The sequence below is a fragment of the Shewanella sp. 125m-1 genome (genome assembly GCF_052977065.1).
Genome location: NZ_JBRILT010000031.1, coordinates 45,314 through 61,020, shown reverse-complemented (window position 1 = coordinate 61,020; position 15,707 = coordinate 45,314). Strand labels below are relative to the sequence as shown.

Annotated in this window: 14 protein-coding genes; 11 read left to right on the top strand and 3 right to left on the bottom strand. The window is 44.5% G+C overall.

The genetic code is table 11. From position 1 onward, the window contains the following. Window positions 1-843: 843 nt before the first annotated feature. On the bottom strand, window positions 844-1,287 hold the full coding sequence (locus ACVBIK_RS13940; RefSeq protein ID WP_447169923.1) for a universal stress protein: 444 nt from the start codon (window positions 1,285-1,287) through the stop codon (window positions 844-846). A gap of 539 nt (window positions 1,288-1,826) precedes the next feature. On the opposite strand from ACVBIK_RS13940, the gene ACVBIK_RS13935 reads away from it, so the two are divergent. After that, window positions 1,827-3,089, top strand: coding sequence for a dicarboxylate/amino acid:cation symporter (locus tag ACVBIK_RS13935; RefSeq protein ID WP_447162640.1), 1,263 nt, complete (start codon window positions 1,827-1,829; stop codon window positions 3,087-3,089). 145 nt (window positions 3,090-3,234) lie between these two features. Here ACVBIK_RS13935 and ACVBIK_RS13930 read toward each other — a convergent pair whose 3' ends face one another. Together ACVBIK_RS13930 and ACVBIK_RS13925 are read right to left on the bottom strand one after the other, a co-directional pair. Beyond that, window positions 3,235-4,038 carry a slipin family protein gene (locus ACVBIK_RS13930; RefSeq protein ID WP_447169922.1) on the bottom strand — a complete coding sequence of 268 codons (804 nt, stop codon included), beginning with the start codon at window positions 4,036-4,038 and terminating at the stop codon, window positions 3,235-3,237. 56 nt (window positions 4,039-4,094) lie between these two features. Beyond that, window positions 4,095-5,666, bottom strand: coding sequence for an NfeD family protein (locus tag ACVBIK_RS13925; protein ID WP_447169921.1), 1,572 nt, complete (start codon window positions 5,664-5,666; stop codon window positions 4,095-4,097). Between the two features lie 587 nt (window positions 5,667-6,253). Between ACVBIK_RS13925 and ACVBIK_RS13920 the strand changes: the two genes are divergently transcribed. The 10 genes from ACVBIK_RS13920 to ACVBIK_RS13875 all read left to right on the top strand — a co-directional run bounded on the left by ACVBIK_RS13920 (window position 6,254) and on the right by ACVBIK_RS13875 (window position 15,703). Then, on the top strand, window positions 6,254-7,615 hold the full coding sequence (locus ACVBIK_RS13920; RefSeq protein WP_447163392.1) for a Na(+)-translocating NADH-quinone reductase subunit A: 1,362 nt from the start codon (window positions 6,254-6,256) through the stop codon (window positions 7,613-7,615). Then, window positions 7,615-8,829 (top strand): NADH:ubiquinone reductase (Na(+)-transporting) subunit B, encoded by a 1,215-nt coding sequence (locus ACVBIK_RS13915; protein WP_447162644.1) that lies wholly within the window; start codon window positions 7,615-7,617, stop codon window positions 8,827-8,829. The genes ACVBIK_RS13920 and ACVBIK_RS13915 overlap by 1 nt, the downstream gene beginning before the upstream one ends. Then, a complete protein-coding gene (locus ACVBIK_RS13910; RefSeq protein ID WP_447162645.1) occupies window positions 8,819-8,977 on the top strand; it encodes a hypothetical protein in 159 nt (52 codons plus the stop codon). Before ACVBIK_RS13915 ends, ACVBIK_RS13910 begins: the two co-directional genes overlap by 11 nt. After that, window positions 8,977-9,747, top strand: a complete 771-nt coding sequence (locus tag ACVBIK_RS13905; RefSeq protein WP_447163390.1) for a Na(+)-translocating NADH-quinone reductase subunit C — start codon at window positions 8,977-8,979, stop codon at window positions 9,745-9,747. The genes ACVBIK_RS13910 and ACVBIK_RS13905 overlap by 1 nt, the downstream gene beginning before the upstream one ends. 4 nt (window positions 9,748-9,751) lie before the next feature. Continuing rightward, window positions 9,752-10,375, top strand: coding sequence for an NADH:ubiquinone reductase (Na(+)-transporting) subunit D (locus ACVBIK_RS13900; protein WP_447162647.1), 624 nt, complete (start codon window positions 9,752-9,754; stop codon window positions 10,373-10,375). Window positions 10,376-10,384: 9 nt separating this feature from the next. Then, on the top strand, window positions 10,385-10,993 hold the full coding sequence (gene nqrE, locus ACVBIK_RS13895) for an NADH:ubiquinone reductase (Na(+)-transporting) subunit E (protein WP_447162648.1): 609 nt from the start codon (window positions 10,385-10,387) through the stop codon (window positions 10,991-10,993). A 57-nt stretch (window positions 10,994-11,050) separates the two neighbouring features. After that, window positions 11,051-12,268: an NADH:ubiquinone reductase (Na(+)-transporting) subunit F gene (gene nqrF / locus ACVBIK_RS13890; RefSeq protein ID WP_447162649.1), complete on the top strand. Its 1,218-nt coding sequence runs from the start codon at window positions 11,051-11,053 to the stop codon at window positions 12,266-12,268. A gap of 285 nt (window positions 12,269-12,553) precedes the next feature. Then, a complete protein-coding gene (locus ACVBIK_RS13885; RefSeq protein WP_447169924.1) occupies window positions 12,554-13,279 on the top strand; it encodes a putative porin in 726 nt (241 codons plus the stop codon). A gap of 43 nt (window positions 13,280-13,322) precedes the next feature. Then, window positions 13,323-13,703, top strand: coding sequence for a hypothetical protein (locus ACVBIK_RS13880; RefSeq protein WP_447163388.1), 381 nt, complete (start codon window positions 13,323-13,325; stop codon window positions 13,701-13,703). 194 nt (window positions 13,704-13,897) lie between these two features. Next, on the top strand, window positions 13,898-15,703 hold the full coding sequence (locus ACVBIK_RS13875; RefSeq protein ID WP_447169920.1) for an aryl-sulfate sulfotransferase: 1,806 nt from the start codon (window positions 13,898-13,900) through the stop codon (window positions 15,701-15,703). Window positions 15,704-15,707 lie beyond the last annotated feature (4 nt).

Genomic DNA, 15,707 nt, shown 5'->3' with positions numbered 1-15,707 from the left:
GGTAGCGTCCGGTTAGGGGATAGTTTAGAGCGCTAGGTTTCTAGATAAGGCTTATAGGTATGGCTTCTCGGTAAGGCTTATGTAGGTTGGGCATTAGCCCATCGGTGTTGTATTTGAATGTAAGATAATTGACGGCATAAATGCCGACCTACAATGGCCATTTGCCTCTAGAACGGGTAGCGTCCGGTTAGGGGATAGTTTAGAGCGCTAGGTTTCTAGATAAGGCTTATAGGTATGGCTTCTCGGTAAGGCCTATGTAGGTTGGGCTTTAGCCCATCAGTGTTGTATTTGAATGTAAGATAATTGACGGCATAAATACCGACCTACAATGGCTATTTTCTTCTAGAACGGGCTGCGTCCGGTTAGGGGATAGGTTAGAGCGCTAGGTTTCTAGATAAGGCTTATAGGTATGGCTTCTCGGTAAGGCTTATGTAGGTTGGGCTTTAGCCCATCGGTGTTGTATCTGAATGTAAGATAATTGACGGTATAAATACCGACCTACAATGGCTATTTTCTTCTAGAACGGACTACGTCCGGCTAGTGGAGAGGTTAGAGCGCTAGGCTTCTAGATAAGGCTGTTCGGTATGGCTTCTCGGTAAGGCTTATGTAGGTTGGGCTTTAGCCCATCGATGTTGTATCTGAATGAACGACAATTGACGGCATAAATACCGACCTACAATGGCCATTTACTTTTAGAAAAAGGCTTAGGGGGTAGTTCATTTTTCTGTGAGCGGAGCACTCATATTTTGTTGGGGTATTGTGGCTTTTCCTAGGACCTAGGACCGATAACCGATAACTGATAGCCTAGGACCTTTAACCTTTAACCTAGTACCTTCTTTTAAATTACTTAACGATAAGTACCGGACATGTAGCCTTATTGGTCAACTCCTCTGATACGTTAGGGTTGAGCATGTGCGATAAACCCGTATGGCCATGGCTGGCGATGACTATCATGCCAACATCGTTCTCTATACTGTCTTCGAGAATTTGCGCAAAGGTATCGCCACTCCTAATCGCTGTTTTAACCTCAAGGCTTGGCTCTAGTTCAGGTGCGACTTGAGAAACAAGTTCACTGAGTTTTTCATTGGAATAGGCGTTAAGCTGTGTCTCAAGATCTTTATTGCTCTCAACTACTATGCCGTAATTGTGCTCGCCATAGGGTTTACTCATCACGTGTAGTAAGCGGATATTAACGTGATATAAGTTTGCCATCTCAACGGCGTAGCCTAGGGCATGAGATGCTGTTTCTGAAAAGTCTGTTGGGCATAAAATCTGATGAGTACGCATAGTAAACCTCGGTGATAATCTCGGTGGCCATTTCGGAGACCATCTCGATAACAATCAGGCGTAAAAAGCCTGCTTTAATCGGCTAAATATCCCTTTAAAAATGGGATGTCAGTTGATTGACTACTTACTATTAATAATAGACAGAATTGAGCCTGTTAGCCTAGAAAACAGCACCCTATTAAACTGGCATCTTAAGCTGTTTTTATGAGCGGTTAATCGTCTAAGGCTGAAGGCGCTTACCTGACAAATGATTCATGCCTGCTACAGGGAAGTTGTTTATCTGTGTAAAGGTTACTTTATGGTGTTGGTGATGTTATTTTTATTTACACTCGTTTTCAATTATTGATGTTTCTATTTTTTATTGCCACTTTAATTGAGGATTGTTTAACGTAAGTCGAGTATTTCTTATTAATTGGCGTAATCAATGATAACTCGTTAGTGAATCACATTAATTCCCCATTCTGGGTGCTATCGTGCTGCAAAGAATCAAAGTAGTACTGAATGCTACTTAATAAAAACAAGTCTTTGATGGAGCTAGGGTGTTGAACAAAAAGAAAAAGTTTTATAAAAACATTGGATTCCAAGTGGTTGTAGCCATGGTCCTAGGTGCGATCGTGGGTATGATGATGGGAGAAGATGCTTCTATCTTCGCTCCGCTAGGAACATTTTTCATCCATTTAATTAAAATGTTGGTGATCCCTTTAGTCGCGGTTTCGATTATTGCAGGCGCAGCAAGTTTAGGTGCGGGTCCGTCGGCGGGTAAAGTCGGTATTGGCACGATTAGTTTCTTCATGGCAACATCAGCCTTGGCGGTGAGCTTGGCACTTGTTATGGGCGAGTTTTTCCAGCCGGGTGTTGGTATGGATTTTTCGCAGCACAGTGCGGGTCTGGCAGCGGTAACGGCTGAGCAGGGGGCATTACCGGGTGTGGCTGATACCATTATCGGTATGATCCCAACTAACGTATTCGAGGCACTTACTGGCGGCAATATTCTGCAAATTTTGGTGTTCTGTATTTTCTTTGGTATCGCACTGACTAAAGTCAATCAAGAAGCGGCTAAGCCGATTACTTCTGCACTTAATACTATCGTTGAAGCCTTTATTTGGATGATTAACATCGTGATGTTGATTGCCCCAATTGGTGTATTTGGTTTAATGGCTGACTCAGTGGGTACTTTTGGCTTCCAGTCACTGACTGTTGTGTTAAACCTATTCCTAGTTTATGTCGCCGCTATCTTAATTTATGGCTTTATCTTCTTCCCATTGATGGTGAAGTTCTTCTCTAATGTTCCTGTTGGCAAGTTCCTATCGGCCATGAAGAAGCCGCAAGCCTTGGCGATGTCTACTGCTTCATCGATGGCCGCGTTGCCAGTTAACATCGAAGTGTGTGAGAAAGAGCTTGGCGTATCTAAGTCTACGGCGGCATTTGTACTGCCTTTGGGCGCGACGATTAACATGAGTGGTAACGCAATTTACTACGGTCTAGTGGCGGTATTTTTTGCTCAGATGTTTAATGTCGAATTAGGTCTTGCTGCATATGTAGCGATTATCTTTACATCGACATTGGGCGCAATTGGTCAGGCTGGTGTACCGGGTCCATCATTCTTAGTGATAGCGGTATTAGTTGCAGCAGGTATTCCAATTGAAGGTCTACCACTATTGTTTGCTTTAGACCGTATATTTGACATGATAAGAACTACGCTAAACATTACTGGTGATGCGGTATGTGCGGTGGTTATTGATAAGTACAACCCTGAAGTTGAAACACAATCAGAGCCAGTGCAAGCGACGGTTAACAGCTAGTCGTAAATGATGAATTGCAATAGTGACGGTATTAGTCGCTCATTGAAAAACGCATAAAATAAAGCCCTTATCAGTTGATAAGGGCTTTTTGTTTTGTGTTGTCTTGTTCTGGAATGTGTTGACGATTTAACGTTTAGGATCAGTTTTAGTCTTTTTGGTCTTTATTACCTTTATTGTCTTTTTTATCTTTTTTATCGAGCACGCCGTTGAGCAGATCCATCGGCAGCGGGAACAGGATAGTCGAGTTTTTTTCACTGGCAATTTCGGTGAGCGTCTGTAAGTAACGCAAAAGAATCGCATTAGGTTGTGTTGATAATTTTTCTGCGGCTTCAACTAATTTTGCCGAGGCTTCCATCTCACCCGAGGCGTGGATCACCTTGGCTCGACGAGTACGCTCAGCTTCCGCTTGCTTGGCGATTGCTCGGATCATTGTTTCATTAAGATCGACATGCTTAATTTCGACATTTGATACTTTGATCCCCCAGCCGTCGGTTCGGTTATCGAGTATGGATTGAATATCCGTATTGAGCATATCTCTATTTGCCAGCATCTCATCGAGTTCATGTTGGCCTAACACCGAACGTAGGGTGGTTTGTGCCAGTTGCGACGTGGCCTGCAAAAAATCCTCAACGTTGATAATCGCTTTTTGAGCATCGATCACCCTAAAATAGATCACCGCATTGACTTGCACCGAAACATTATCGCGACTGATCACGTCCTGAGTGGGCACATCCATTACAACAGTACGTAAGTCGACCCTCACCATTTGTTGAATGATAGGGATCACTATGATCAACCCTGGCCCTTTTACTTGATAAAAACGACCTAATAGGAAGATCACGCCGCGCTCATACTCCCTTAAAATTTTAAACATGCTGACGAGTAAGGCGACAACAAGAAAGGTCAATACGCCTAAAAAGACACTGCCATTAGCGAAGATAGGGCCCATATTCAACTCCTTAGCTATTTAGCACTTGTTGATTAGTACTTGTTAACTATAACTTGTTAATTAGAGGTTGGAGGCAGTTCGACCTCCAGCGAAAGATCGTGACGCACGATGACAGTAACCTGTTGTGCTTTTTTAAGATTAGCGTGTGAACTTGCTGCCCAGACTTCACCTTGCAGCTGAACAAAGCCTTTATATTCAAGCTGACCATTGCCAACCGCGCTTGCATCAGGTGCGTTTATGTTGAATATACTTGGCGTAAAGTCATTAACCACTAGCGCAGTTTGGCCAACAATTTGGCCATCACCACTGACGATGGGGGATTTTCTGTTGCGCCAAAGTGTGCCTAACACCAACAGCGAGAGTAAGGTGACCGTTACCGAAACCGCCGCAATGAGTGGCAAGGAAAGAGCGTAGTGATCGGCCTCGGTATCGATTAGGAAGAGTGAGCCAACCGCAAAGGCGATGATGCCACCAATGCCAAACAAGCCAAAGCTTGGGGCAAATGACTCTATGGTGATAAGGGCTAACCCGAGTAATAACAGACCTAACCCGGCGTAGCTAACGGGCAGCATTTGAAAGGCATACATGGCAATCAGCAGACTAATGGCGCCCGTGATCCCGGCTATTCCAATCCCAGGGCTGTAGAACTCCAGCAAAATACCGTAAATACCAATCAGCATCAGAATATAAGCGACGTTGGGGTTGGTGATAGTGGCGATGATTTGATTACGCCAATCAGGGCGCTGCTCGTGTAGTTCGGCATTATCTAACGCTAACGTGAGCTGTTGATTGTCTATCTCAACTTGCCAGCCATCGAGCTGTGCAACCAAAGTCTGGGCGTCAGGACTGATGATGTTGATGACATTCATGTCTAGGGCTTCGTTGGCAGTGAGCGTCGCGGCTTCTTTTACGGCGAGCTCGGCCCACTCTTGATTTCGGCCTCGAAGCTGCGCCAATGCGCGGATATAGGCTATTGAATCATTGAGGACTTTCTTTTCCATGGCGCTAGGGCTTGGTGTGCTGTTGTTCGTTTCCTCGCCGGACTTAGCGTCTGAGCCTGAGCTAGAGTTGGGATCAGAGCCTGAATCTTTATTGGGGCTAGGTGCCGGAGTCGATCCCGGTCCAATACTGACTGGTGTCGCCGCACCTAAGGTTGTGGCCTCTGCCATTGCGGCGACGTGGCAGGCATAAAGCATATAGGTACCAGCACTTGCCGCCCTTGCACCTGGCGGTGCGACCAAACAAGCCACAGGTACTTTGGAGTTTAAAATACTTTGATTAATATCTCTTAGGCTAGAAACAAGGCCACCTGGGGTATCCATGACAATGACAACTAAATCAGCTTTGCGATCGGACGTCAGAGGCGGCCTACCGCCAGAGTTGGCAAGCTTAATTCCATGAGTTAAGTACTCACTTGTTGCTGGCCCTATCGGGCCTTCGAAGCGCAAAACTAATACTTGAGGCGTTAGGTTTGCGCTTTCTGCGGCTTCTGCTGTAGTAGGAGTGATAAGGGATGTGGTTGAGTCTTGTATGGGGCTTGCGTAGCAGAGACCGTAAAATAGCGATAACTGCAGTAGAGCTGCAATTAGTAGCAGTAAAAATAAATCGGCCAGTTTGTTTAAACTCAAGTTGACTGTCCATATTAAGCTTTACTATTAAGTTTAGTGTAGCAATGCCAAATTGGTGCTTAATTAGATCATTTATAGCGCAATTTTTTGCCTTTGCACTATGTCACATATGTCATCGCAAGGGGTTATATGCTGATGATTGTCAGTGAATCTGGGGGAGTACGGATTTGATGAGAATATATTGAGGTGCGCCAGTATTTTGAGCACTTTTGTCGCAGTGTGTTTTTTATTGTGTAATGTTACTAATTTTTGGTCGGTTAGCGATCGATGCGAGTCTTTTTTATTTTAATATTTTGCACCCAAGTTTGCTTTCAAGCTGTTGTTTTTAAATTGAATTTATTTTTATTGTTGGTTGTGTTCATGTTGTTGCTAGATTTGTGAGCTATTTTGTTTTTTTACGTATTAAAACAACATAAACACTTATTTCTAAAAATGTTTTTGAACCTGCGTCACGAAAAGCGCCTTCTTTGCGCTATTTTTTGTTGGTAACTTACAAGTTTGGCCGCAAAGTGTGAGCTCTAGCGCGGAATATTAGTTAACAAAGATTTACTATTGTGCATCCAAAATTTTAACGGTTGATTTTAGTGATGGCAGGTTACTCAAACCAAGTTATAACAGTCAAAAAGGGCTTAGATGTCCCGATAGCCGGTGAGCCTAAGCAAGTGATCCATGATGGTAAGCCATCATCGCATGTCGCTTTGCTTGGTGAAGAATACATAGGCTTGAAACCAACGATGTTGGTTGAAGTGGGGGACAGTGTTCAAAAAGGCCAAGCCCTTTTTGAAGATAAAAAAACCACTGGCGTCATTTATACCGCACCCGCCAGCGGTAAAGTCGTTGCGATTAACCGCGGCGAACGTCGACTTTTTCAATCAATCGTTATTGAATGCGATGGTAGCGAAGCTAAAACGTTCGCTCCATGTACCGATCTTAACTCGCTTAGCCGTGAAGAGGTTCAAGCTAAGCTAGTAGAAAGTGGCTTGTGGACAGCATTACGTACCCGCCCGTTTTCAAAAGTTCCTCAATTAGATAGCCGTCCTGCTGGCATTTTTGTAAGCGCAATGGATAGCAATCCATTGGCCGCTGAGCCTAGACTGGTTATCGCTGAACAAACAGAAGCCTTCGCTGCGGGTCTGCAGGTATTAAGTCATCTGACTGACGGCAAGGTACACCTATGCCAAGAGCAAGGTGACGCATTGCCTGGTCATGATCTACCAAAGGTCAGCAACCATTATTTTGCCGGCGTTCATCCAGCAGGCATTGTAGGCACCCATATTCATTTCGTCTTACCTGCAAGCCTTGACCGTCCTGTATGGCACCTTGGTTATCAAGACGTTATTGTCTACGGTAAGTTATTCCTAACCGGTGAAATTTATACAGATCGTATTGTGGCGCTGGCTGGCCCTGATGTGATTAATCCACGCCTTATTCGTATGCAAGCGGGTGGACAGCTGTCTGAAGTCATTGCTGGCGAACTTAAAAACGGTTTGTCTCGAGTCGTATCTGGCTCAGTATTGTCGGGCCACACTGCAAAAGGGCCGCATGACTTCCTTGGTCGTTTCCATAACCAAATCAGTGTACTGCAAGAAGATGGTAAGCGTCAGGTTATGCCTTGGGTACGTGGCGGCTCTAAAAAGTTTTCAATTACCCGCGCGGTCACCTCGCGTTTAAAAGATGCAAAACAGCTGTTTGACTTTACCACTCACACTGGTGGCTCTGCTCGCGCCATGATGGCATTTGGCCAGTTAGACCGCGTGATGCCACTGGATATCTTACCGACATTATTGGTCAGAGATCTGGTCGTGCGCGATACCGATGAGGCGCAGGCGCTGGGTGCATTAGAGCTCGATGAAGAAGATTTAGCATTATGTACATTTGTTTGCCCTGGCAAGTACGACTTTGGTAAAGAGCTTCGTGCTTGTTTAGAGATTATTGAGAGGGAAGGGTAATGAGTCAACAAGATAAAAAGCCTGATATCCAAGAAGATTACTACGCACCGGGTAACTCGGTTAAGGGTTACTTAAGCTCTTTACTGATTGCTCACGGTCGCAGTACTCAGGGCAAGGTGCATATTCGTGATGCCATTGATGTAAAACGTACCATGACGATTGTTGGCTTATGTTTACTACCTGCCATTTTGTTTGGTATGTACAACATAGGTTTGCAAGCGCAAATTGCGGTGGCGTCGGGTCTAGCGACTGCTGATGTTTGGCAGCTAGCGATTTTTAACTTTGTCTTTGGTGGCTTGAGTGAACAAACTGGTATTGCTGGCTTATTCGCTTATGGTTTGAGTTTTTATGCTCCTATCTATTTAACAGCATTAGCTGTGAGCCTATTTTGGGAGATGGTGTTTGCCAAAGTACGTGGTCAAGAGCTGCATGAAGGCTTCTTTGTTACCGCATTATTGTTCACCCTGATTTTACCTGTATCAACGCCGCTTTGGTTAGTGGCGATGGGTATTACTTTTGGCGTGATCATGGCCAAAGAAGTATTTGGTGGCATGGGCTACAACTTCTTAAACCCTGCACTTGCGGGCCTAGCCTTTATCTACTTTGCCTACCCATCACAAGTTACGGCGGTGAGCCAACTGGTTGCGGTTGACGGTTTCTCTGGCGCAACGACCTTAATGCAAACGGCTGCAGGCAAAATAAGCTTCGCCGATTACTCATGGTTTAATGCCTTTAGCGATCCGAACTGGTGGAATGCCTTCTTTGGCTTTACCGTTGGCGCAATTGGTGAAACGAGCACGCTAGCATTATTGATTGGTGGTGGTTTCCTTATCCTGACGCGTTTAGCTGATTGGCGTATTGTTGCCGGCGTACTGTTTGGCATGATCTTAACCGCCACGATGTTCAACTTGATTGGCTCAAGCAAAAACGAGCTATTTGCAATGCCGTGGACATGGCACTTGGTTACCGGTGGTTTTGCACTGGGTATGATGTTTATGGCCACTGATCCTGTAACGACCTCTTATACCCGTAAAGGTAAAGTGGCTTACGGTCTGCTTATCGGCTTTATGACTGTGCTTATTCGTGTGGTGAATCCAAAAATGCCTGAGGGCATTATGCTAGCCATCTTATTTGCCAACCTTTGGGCACCGATTTTCGATTACTTGGTGGCTAAAGCAAACATCAAGCGGAGGCTCAAGCGTCATGGTCTTTAAACGAAATACGATGCAACAAGGCGCGTCACCTGCTGCGGCGATGCCTATGATGTTAATTGCCAATATTTGGGAAGCGATATTTGAGTACATCATCTATCGGATGCCAAAGAGTGCGACTCGTAAAGTCAATACGGAGAATAAAGCGTAATGGCATTTAAGAAAGATTCTTTTGTGGGCACCATGATTTTCACCGTGACCCTCTGTTTACTGTGTTCATTTATGATCACCGGAACATCAGAACTGCTAAAAGAGCGCAAGTTAGTTAAGAAGCGCACTGAGCTGATGCGAAACGTATTGATTGCTGCAGATGTTGATATCAGTAGCGATACCGACGTGAAAGCGCTATTTGATAAAGACGTTAAGCCTTTATTGGTATCGCTCGATACGGGAGTAATCGATAGCGAGTCAAATGTAATGGACTTTGACGAGCGTATGGCGTCAATCAACCCCGAAACCTCAAGTAAGCCAAAGAAAGACACGGCTAAGATTAAAACCCGGGCTGACCAAGTTCGTGTATTTAAAGTGTTTGACGCTAATGGCAAGCTAAGCAGCATAGTCGTACCGATTTACGGTAAAGGCTTATGGTCGATGATTTACGGTTATGTGGCGCTAAAACCTGATCTAAATACCATCGAAAATATCGTGGTTTATGAGCATGGCGAAACACCGGGTATTGGTGATTTCCTTAACGATACAGCCTGGACATCGCAGTGGCATAACAAGCAGATCTTTGACGAGAAAGGCAACGTGGCTTTTAAAGTTGTTAAAGGTGGAGCTAAGGACGGCGACGTTCACGGTGTCGATGCCGTCAGTGGTGCAACGATGACAGGCCGCGGACTACAGCGAGCGGTACAGTTCTGGTTTGGTAGCGAAGGTTTCGAAACCTTCTTCCAAAAACTAAAAGCGTCGGAGGTATAAAAGGATGAGTACTCAATCTATTTCGACTCGTGACATTTTAACGGGGCCTATTTTCAGTAATAACCCGGTTGCGATGCAGGTCTTGGGTGTTTGTTCAGCGCTAGCGGTCAGTAACTCAATGCAAACCGCATTGGTGATGACGCTCGCTGTAACCTTCGTACTAGTGTTCTCAAACTTGATTATTTCAAGCATACGTTCACTTATTCCAAATAGCGTGCGTATCATTGCGCAAATGACCGTGATTGCCTCATTGGTCATTGTGGTTGATATGGTGCTGCAAGACGTGGCTTATGAGCTATCGCGTCAGCTATCAGTATTTGTTGGTTTGATTATCACTAACTGTATCATCATGGGCCGTGCTGAAGCGTTTGCCATGAAAAATCCACCGCATTTGGCGGTTGTCGATGCCGTGGGTAATGCCATGGGTTATGGCGTGATCTTGCTTGGCGTTGCCTTTGTACGTGAACTGTTAGGTAGTGGCACCTTGTTTGGCCATGAGATCTTAAAAACCGTTGAGAATGGTGGTTGGTATCTTGCTAACGAAATGTTCAAGTTACCTCCAAGTGCATTCTTCCTTATTGGCCTGATGATCTGGTCAATTAACGTCATTCAACGTAAGCGAGGTTAAGAGGTCAATATGGAACATTATATTAATCTGTTTATTCAAGCCGCGTTTATCGACAACATGGCGCTATCGTTCTTCATGGGTATGTGTACCTTCTTGGCAGTATCAAAAAAGGTTTCGACCTCTTTTGGCCTAGGTATCGCGGTTATTGTAGTGATGACCTTAGCTGTACCGCTTAACCAGATCATCTACGCTAACGTGCTTGCTCCAGGTGCCCTCGCTTGGGCTGGCTATCCAGCACTGGATTTAAGCTACTTACAGCTGATCACCTTTATTGGTGTGATTGCCGCATTGGTGCAGATCCTGGAGATGTTTTTAGATAAATACATTCCTGCGCTTTATGACTCGTTAGGTATTTTCCTACCGTTATTGACCGTGAACTGTGCCATTTTTGCTGGCGTTATCTTTATGGCAAACCGTGATTACAACCTAGCGGAGTCTGCCGTATTTGCGATGGGCTCAGGTTTTGGTTGGGCGATGGCGATTGTGATGTTGGCAGGTCTACGAGAGCGTATGAAATTCCATGCGATCCCAGAAGGTTTACAGGGCATTGGTATTGTCTTTATTACAACAGGCTTGATGGCGTTAGGCTTTATGGCTTTCTCCGGTATTTCTATTTAAGGGCGTTAAACGCGTTATTCCCCTTAATGAAAACGAATTAAACAAAAGGTAGATTCGATGGAAATGGCAATTGGTATCGGTATGTTCACCTTTGTGGTGAGTATATTGGTTATGGTGATTTTATTCGCCAAGAGCAAACTGGTCTCCACTGGTGACGTCAACATTCGTATTAACGATGATCCAACTAAAAGCATTTCGACCCAGGCGGGTGACAAGCTTTTAGGTGCATTAGCCAGTAAAAATATTTTTATCCCGTCAGCTTGTGGTGGCGGTGGTACATGTGGTCAGTGTCGCGTTACCGTTAAGTCTGGTGGCGGAGAAATTTTAGCAACTGAGCGTGACCACATTAATAAGAAAGAAGCGAAAGAAGGCTGCCGTCTGGCTTGTCAGGTATCGGTGAAAACCGATATGGAGCTTGAAGTTGAAGAAGAGATCTTCGGCGTTAAAAAGTGGCAGTGTGAGGTTATTTCTAACAATAACCAAGCGACCTTTATTAAAGAGTTATTGCTTAAACTGCCTGAAGGCGAAGACGTACTGTTTAAAGCGGGTGGTTATATTCAGATTGAAGCGCCTGCTCACGAAGTTAAGTATGCGGATTTTGATATCCCTGCTGAGTACCGTGATGACTGGGAAAAGTACGACCTATTCAAACTGGTTTCAAAAGTTGATGAGGATGTACTGCGTGCCTACTCGATGGCCAATTATCCAGATGAGAAAGGTCGTATTATGCTGAACGTGCGTATTGCGACGCCGCCAAGTGACAATGTACCGCCAGGTAAAATGTCTTCGTACATTTTTAACCTAAAAGCGGGTGACAAAGTCACTATCTCTGGCCCATTTGGTGAGTTCTTTGTGAAGGAAACTGACGCTGAAATGGTGTTTATTGGTGGTGGTGCGGGTATGGCGCCAATGCGTTCACATATCTTTAATCAGCTTAAGGGTGTAAAAACCAAGCGTAAGATGAGTTTCTGGTACGGCGCACGTTCAACACGTGAAGTGTTCTATCAAGAAGACTTTGATACGCTGGCTGCTGAAAATGACAACTTTGTTTGGCATGTGGCACTGTCTGATCCACTACCAGAAGATAACTGGACCGGTTACACAGGCTTTATTCATAACGTATTGTTTGAGAACTATCTACGCGATCATAAAGCACCTGAAGATTGTGAGTTCTACATGTGTGGACCTCCGATCATGAACTCTTCCGTTATCGCGATGCTTGAAAGCCTTGGTGTAGAGCCAGAGAACATCTTACTGGATGACTTTGGTGACTAGGGCTAAAGCTTAGTTAGCGAGTTGTTGAAAGTGTTCAATAAAGACGAGTAAAGAATAAACGCAGCCTAATCGCTGCGTTTTTTATGCCTAAATATCGAGAATACTAGCTACTCTGCGCCCGAGGCGGATAAATGTCACCCTCTGGAGGCTGTTGTCCACTTGCTTAATGATCGTTTTAGCTTCTCCAATGTACTTTGTTGGTTATCGTGTTTTATTTTGTGATTATTTGAGTTACTGTTTGCTCCGCTAGGAGAGCAACAGTGTTTATAGTGATTTAATCACTGAATTATATCAAGGACGCATAATACTCAAGTATGCCTGTCAATATATCAGCATGAAGCTGGATTGAGTTATAAAACGAATTCAGAAGAAATAAGTGATGGTATTTGGGATGTAAACTACCGTTACTATTTCAAGGGTGTCGATCAGAGTAAGGGCCCATATGCGTTAAATGGTTTTTTGGCACAAGAGTCAAATATTGGAGCCAGCTACACGAACTTTAATTCAATTGATCTTGATAGCACCGTCGTAGACGGTACATTTGTTTTTGATTCAAATTGGTTTATTGCAGCCAACTATCAAAGAGTCGACTATACATCCTCTGATTATAATGCCTATGGAGCGGAGGTAGGCTACTACTTCAATGAAACGTCTTCCGTTTCAGCATTTTATAATGATGGAAGTGATAACGTTGTTTCTACTTATGGTTTGAAAGCACGTAGCTATTATGCTTTACAATCTACAGCGGGTATCGATTTCAATGCAAGTTGGCTACATCACGACTTAGATGATGTGCTAAATGTCAGCGCAGACTGGTACGTTAACAACTCTTGGTCTGTAGGTGCGGGTTATACCAATAGCGACCTCGATGATGCATTTGATGTGCGGACTGCTTATTGGTTGCGCATTTCAGACAATTTTTCGGCAAACTTTCAAGTTTCAAAAGTCTTGGATTCTGACTACGATGGGGTTGGTCTAGGTCTAGGTCTAGGCTTGGTAGGACGTTTCTAAGCTATTTGCTTTTAGCGCCTCCAACAGAATCAAACGCAGCCTCATGGCTGCTTTTTTATTTTCAGCACGTAAGACTATTATCGTTAAATTGAGGAGGAGCGATATAAACGTTTTGATGGCAATCCTTGAAGGACCGATTATCGCGCTTATTGCCATCGTTATCGCGATGAGTTATCTGTCTATCTACCCCAAAGTGGCGGGAAGTCATATCAATCGATTGTTTTGGTGTGACATTGGGGTTTCAGCATTTGTGCTACTGCTGGTAGGACTCAAATATTGGGGCTCAGGCCATGAATTTAGCTTGCTAATGTTTGATACAAATTGGTTTTGGTTCACCTTGATACTGTACCTGGCAATCGAGGTGCCTGCCGCAATGTGGTATGGAAAAAAGCACAATATTTCAATGAATAATCATGATAACTAAAGCGTGATTTCTATAAGCTACGACTGACAGCTTAATCGATTGAAAGTTTCTCTATTTATTTACTAATTTTGAAACCGTGATCCTGCCATCAAAGTCGAAATATACTCGCTATAGTGTTAATTAGCTGACATTTTTTATTGTATTTGCTGATTATAATCCGCCTCAGTTTCCGATTCGCTGAGTATGATCTTTAAATGTCTAAACCCTCTTTACTTCTGTCGGCGTTAGCCTTGTCTCTTAGTCTTTGTAGCACACAGGCTTTTGCTTCAATTGATGGCATGAAGCCCATTCCTGTTGAAGGGGCTCCTCTTGGTTATATCATTCATAATCCTTATGAAAATGCGCCTCTCACCGCCTTGGTGACATTGGCGGGTCACGCTATTTCAGCCGTAGAGGTGACGGTTCATGCTAACGATGAAGATGGTGTGAGTCTAACTTATCAAGTCGATGATATGCGCGTGATGGATGAAGGCGGTGTGCCGATTTTTGGTCTTTACCCTGCATTTATGAATCGCTTTACCGTTAAGTGGTTGGAGAATGGTGAGCGTAAATCTCATGAGTATCAGATGCTGACGCCGGATATTGATATGGGCTTTTCAGAAAGTCAGTGGGCTAAAGCGCCAATTGTTGAAGTTGAGCATGTGGACGCTGACTTTAAGGACCGATTGTACTTTGTTAATTGGAGTAATCCAGACGGTAAATCCTCGCCGCTGATGCATAACAATGTTGAGGCGCCCGGGGCCTTTTCGTGGGATGGCAAACCTGGCTTCTTTATCATAGATACCGCAGGTGATATCCGTTGGTATATGAACCCTTATACTACTCATGATGCGAAAACCTACGATAACGCAGGTTACGCCATGGGGATGAACGTCACTAAAGATGGCAATATGGTGTGGGTGCAGGGCCGGGGCTGGAAGAAAATGTCGATTATGGGGCGGATGATTTCAGAGCATAATCTGCCGGGTAATTTTATTGATGCCTCCCATGAGGGGATTGAAGGCGCGAACGGTAACGTGTTTATCCGTGCTGCCGCGAAAGATTATCGCACTAGCGACGGCCGCTTAGTCAATACTATTCGCGATCAAATCGTAGAAGTGGATAACACGGGCAAGCTGGTCGATTATTGGGACCTCAATACGATTTTAGATCCAATGCGAGACGCGGCGCTGTTGTCACTCGATGCGGGCGCGGTGTGTCTTAATATCAATATTAAAGATGCGGGTCACCAAACCACTGAAGAAGACTTAGCCAATGCGCCTTATGGCGATATTCACGGTGTGGCAACCGGTCGCAATTGGATCCACGTTAACTCTATCGAGTACGATCCAACCGATGACAGCATTATTATCAGCTCACGTCATCAATCGGCGGTGATTAAAATTGGCCGCGATAAGCAAGTAAAGTGGATTTTAAGTGCCAGTAAGGGCTGGAGTGAAAAATACCAAGATAAGCTATTAAAGCCAATCACTGCAGAAGGTGAGCCTATTTGGTGCAACGAGAAGGGCGCTTGTCAGGACAAGGATTTTGACTTTAGCTGGACATCGCACACGGCTTATTTAGTCCCTGAAAAGGGTACCTTAACCGTATTTGACAACGGTGACGGCCGCGATTTAGGTCAGCCAATGTTTGCCAATGAAAAGTACTCTCGCTCTGTGGAGTATAAAATCGATGAGCAAAACATGACGGTGCAACAAGTTTGGCAGTATGGCAAGGATGAACTTGGCTACGCGGGATACTCGCCAATTACCTCTATCGTTAAATACCAAGCCGATAAAGACAGCATGATGAGTTACTTTGCTTCTGCGGGCTTATTCGGTTTAGGTGGCGGTTACGGTAACATGAAGATGGATGACACCACGGGTAAGGTAAAATCCATTTTGGTCGAACACCGTTATGGTGAAACAAAGCCTGCAGTGCGCATCAATATCGACAGCCACGATATGTTTGCCACTGGCTATCGCGCTCAAGTTATTCGTATTAACGAGATGCTAAAATAAGCTT

What these genes read in the sequence shown, in the direction of transcription:
- ACVBIK_RS13940 (WP_447169923.1), bottom strand. Translation starts at nt 1,287, where the DNA reads ATGCGTACTCATCAGATTTTATGCCCAACAGACTTTTCAGAAACAGCA.
- ACVBIK_RS13930 (WP_447169922.1), bottom strand. Translation starts at nt 4,038, where the DNA reads ATGGGCCCTATCTTCGCTAATGGCAGTGTCTTTTTAGGCGTATTGACC.
- ACVBIK_RS13920 (WP_447163392.1), top strand. Translation starts at nt 6,254, where the DNA reads ATGGCAGGTTACTCAAACCAAGTTATAACAGTCAAAAAGGGCTTAGAT.
- ACVBIK_RS13915 (WP_447162644.1), top strand. Translation starts at nt 7,615, where the DNA reads ATGAGTCAACAAGATAAAAAGCCTGATATCCAAGAAGATTACTACGCA.
- ACVBIK_RS13910 (WP_447162645.1), top strand. Translation starts at nt 8,819, where the DNA reads ATGGTCTTTAAACGAAATACGATGCAACAAGGCGCGTCACCTGCTGCG.
- ACVBIK_RS13905 (WP_447163390.1), top strand. Translation starts at nt 8,977, where the DNA reads ATGGCATTTAAGAAAGATTCTTTTGTGGGCACCATGATTTTCACCGTG.
- ACVBIK_RS13900 (WP_447162647.1), top strand. Translation starts at nt 9,752, where the DNA reads ATGAGTACTCAATCTATTTCGACTCGTGACATTTTAACGGGGCCTATT.
- nqrE (WP_447162648.1), top strand. Translation starts at nt 10,385, where the DNA reads ATGGAACATTATATTAATCTGTTTATTCAAGCCGCGTTTATCGACAAC.
- nqrF (WP_447162649.1), top strand. Translation starts at nt 11,051, where the DNA reads ATGGAAATGGCAATTGGTATCGGTATGTTCACCTTTGTGGTGAGTATA.
- ACVBIK_RS13880 (WP_447163388.1), top strand. Translation starts at nt 13,323, where the DNA reads ATGGCTGCTTTTTTATTTTCAGCACGTAAGACTATTATCGTTAAATTG.
- ACVBIK_RS13875 (WP_447169920.1), top strand. Translation starts at nt 13,898, where the DNA reads ATGTCTAAACCCTCTTTACTTCTGTCGGCGTTAGCCTTGTCTCTTAGT.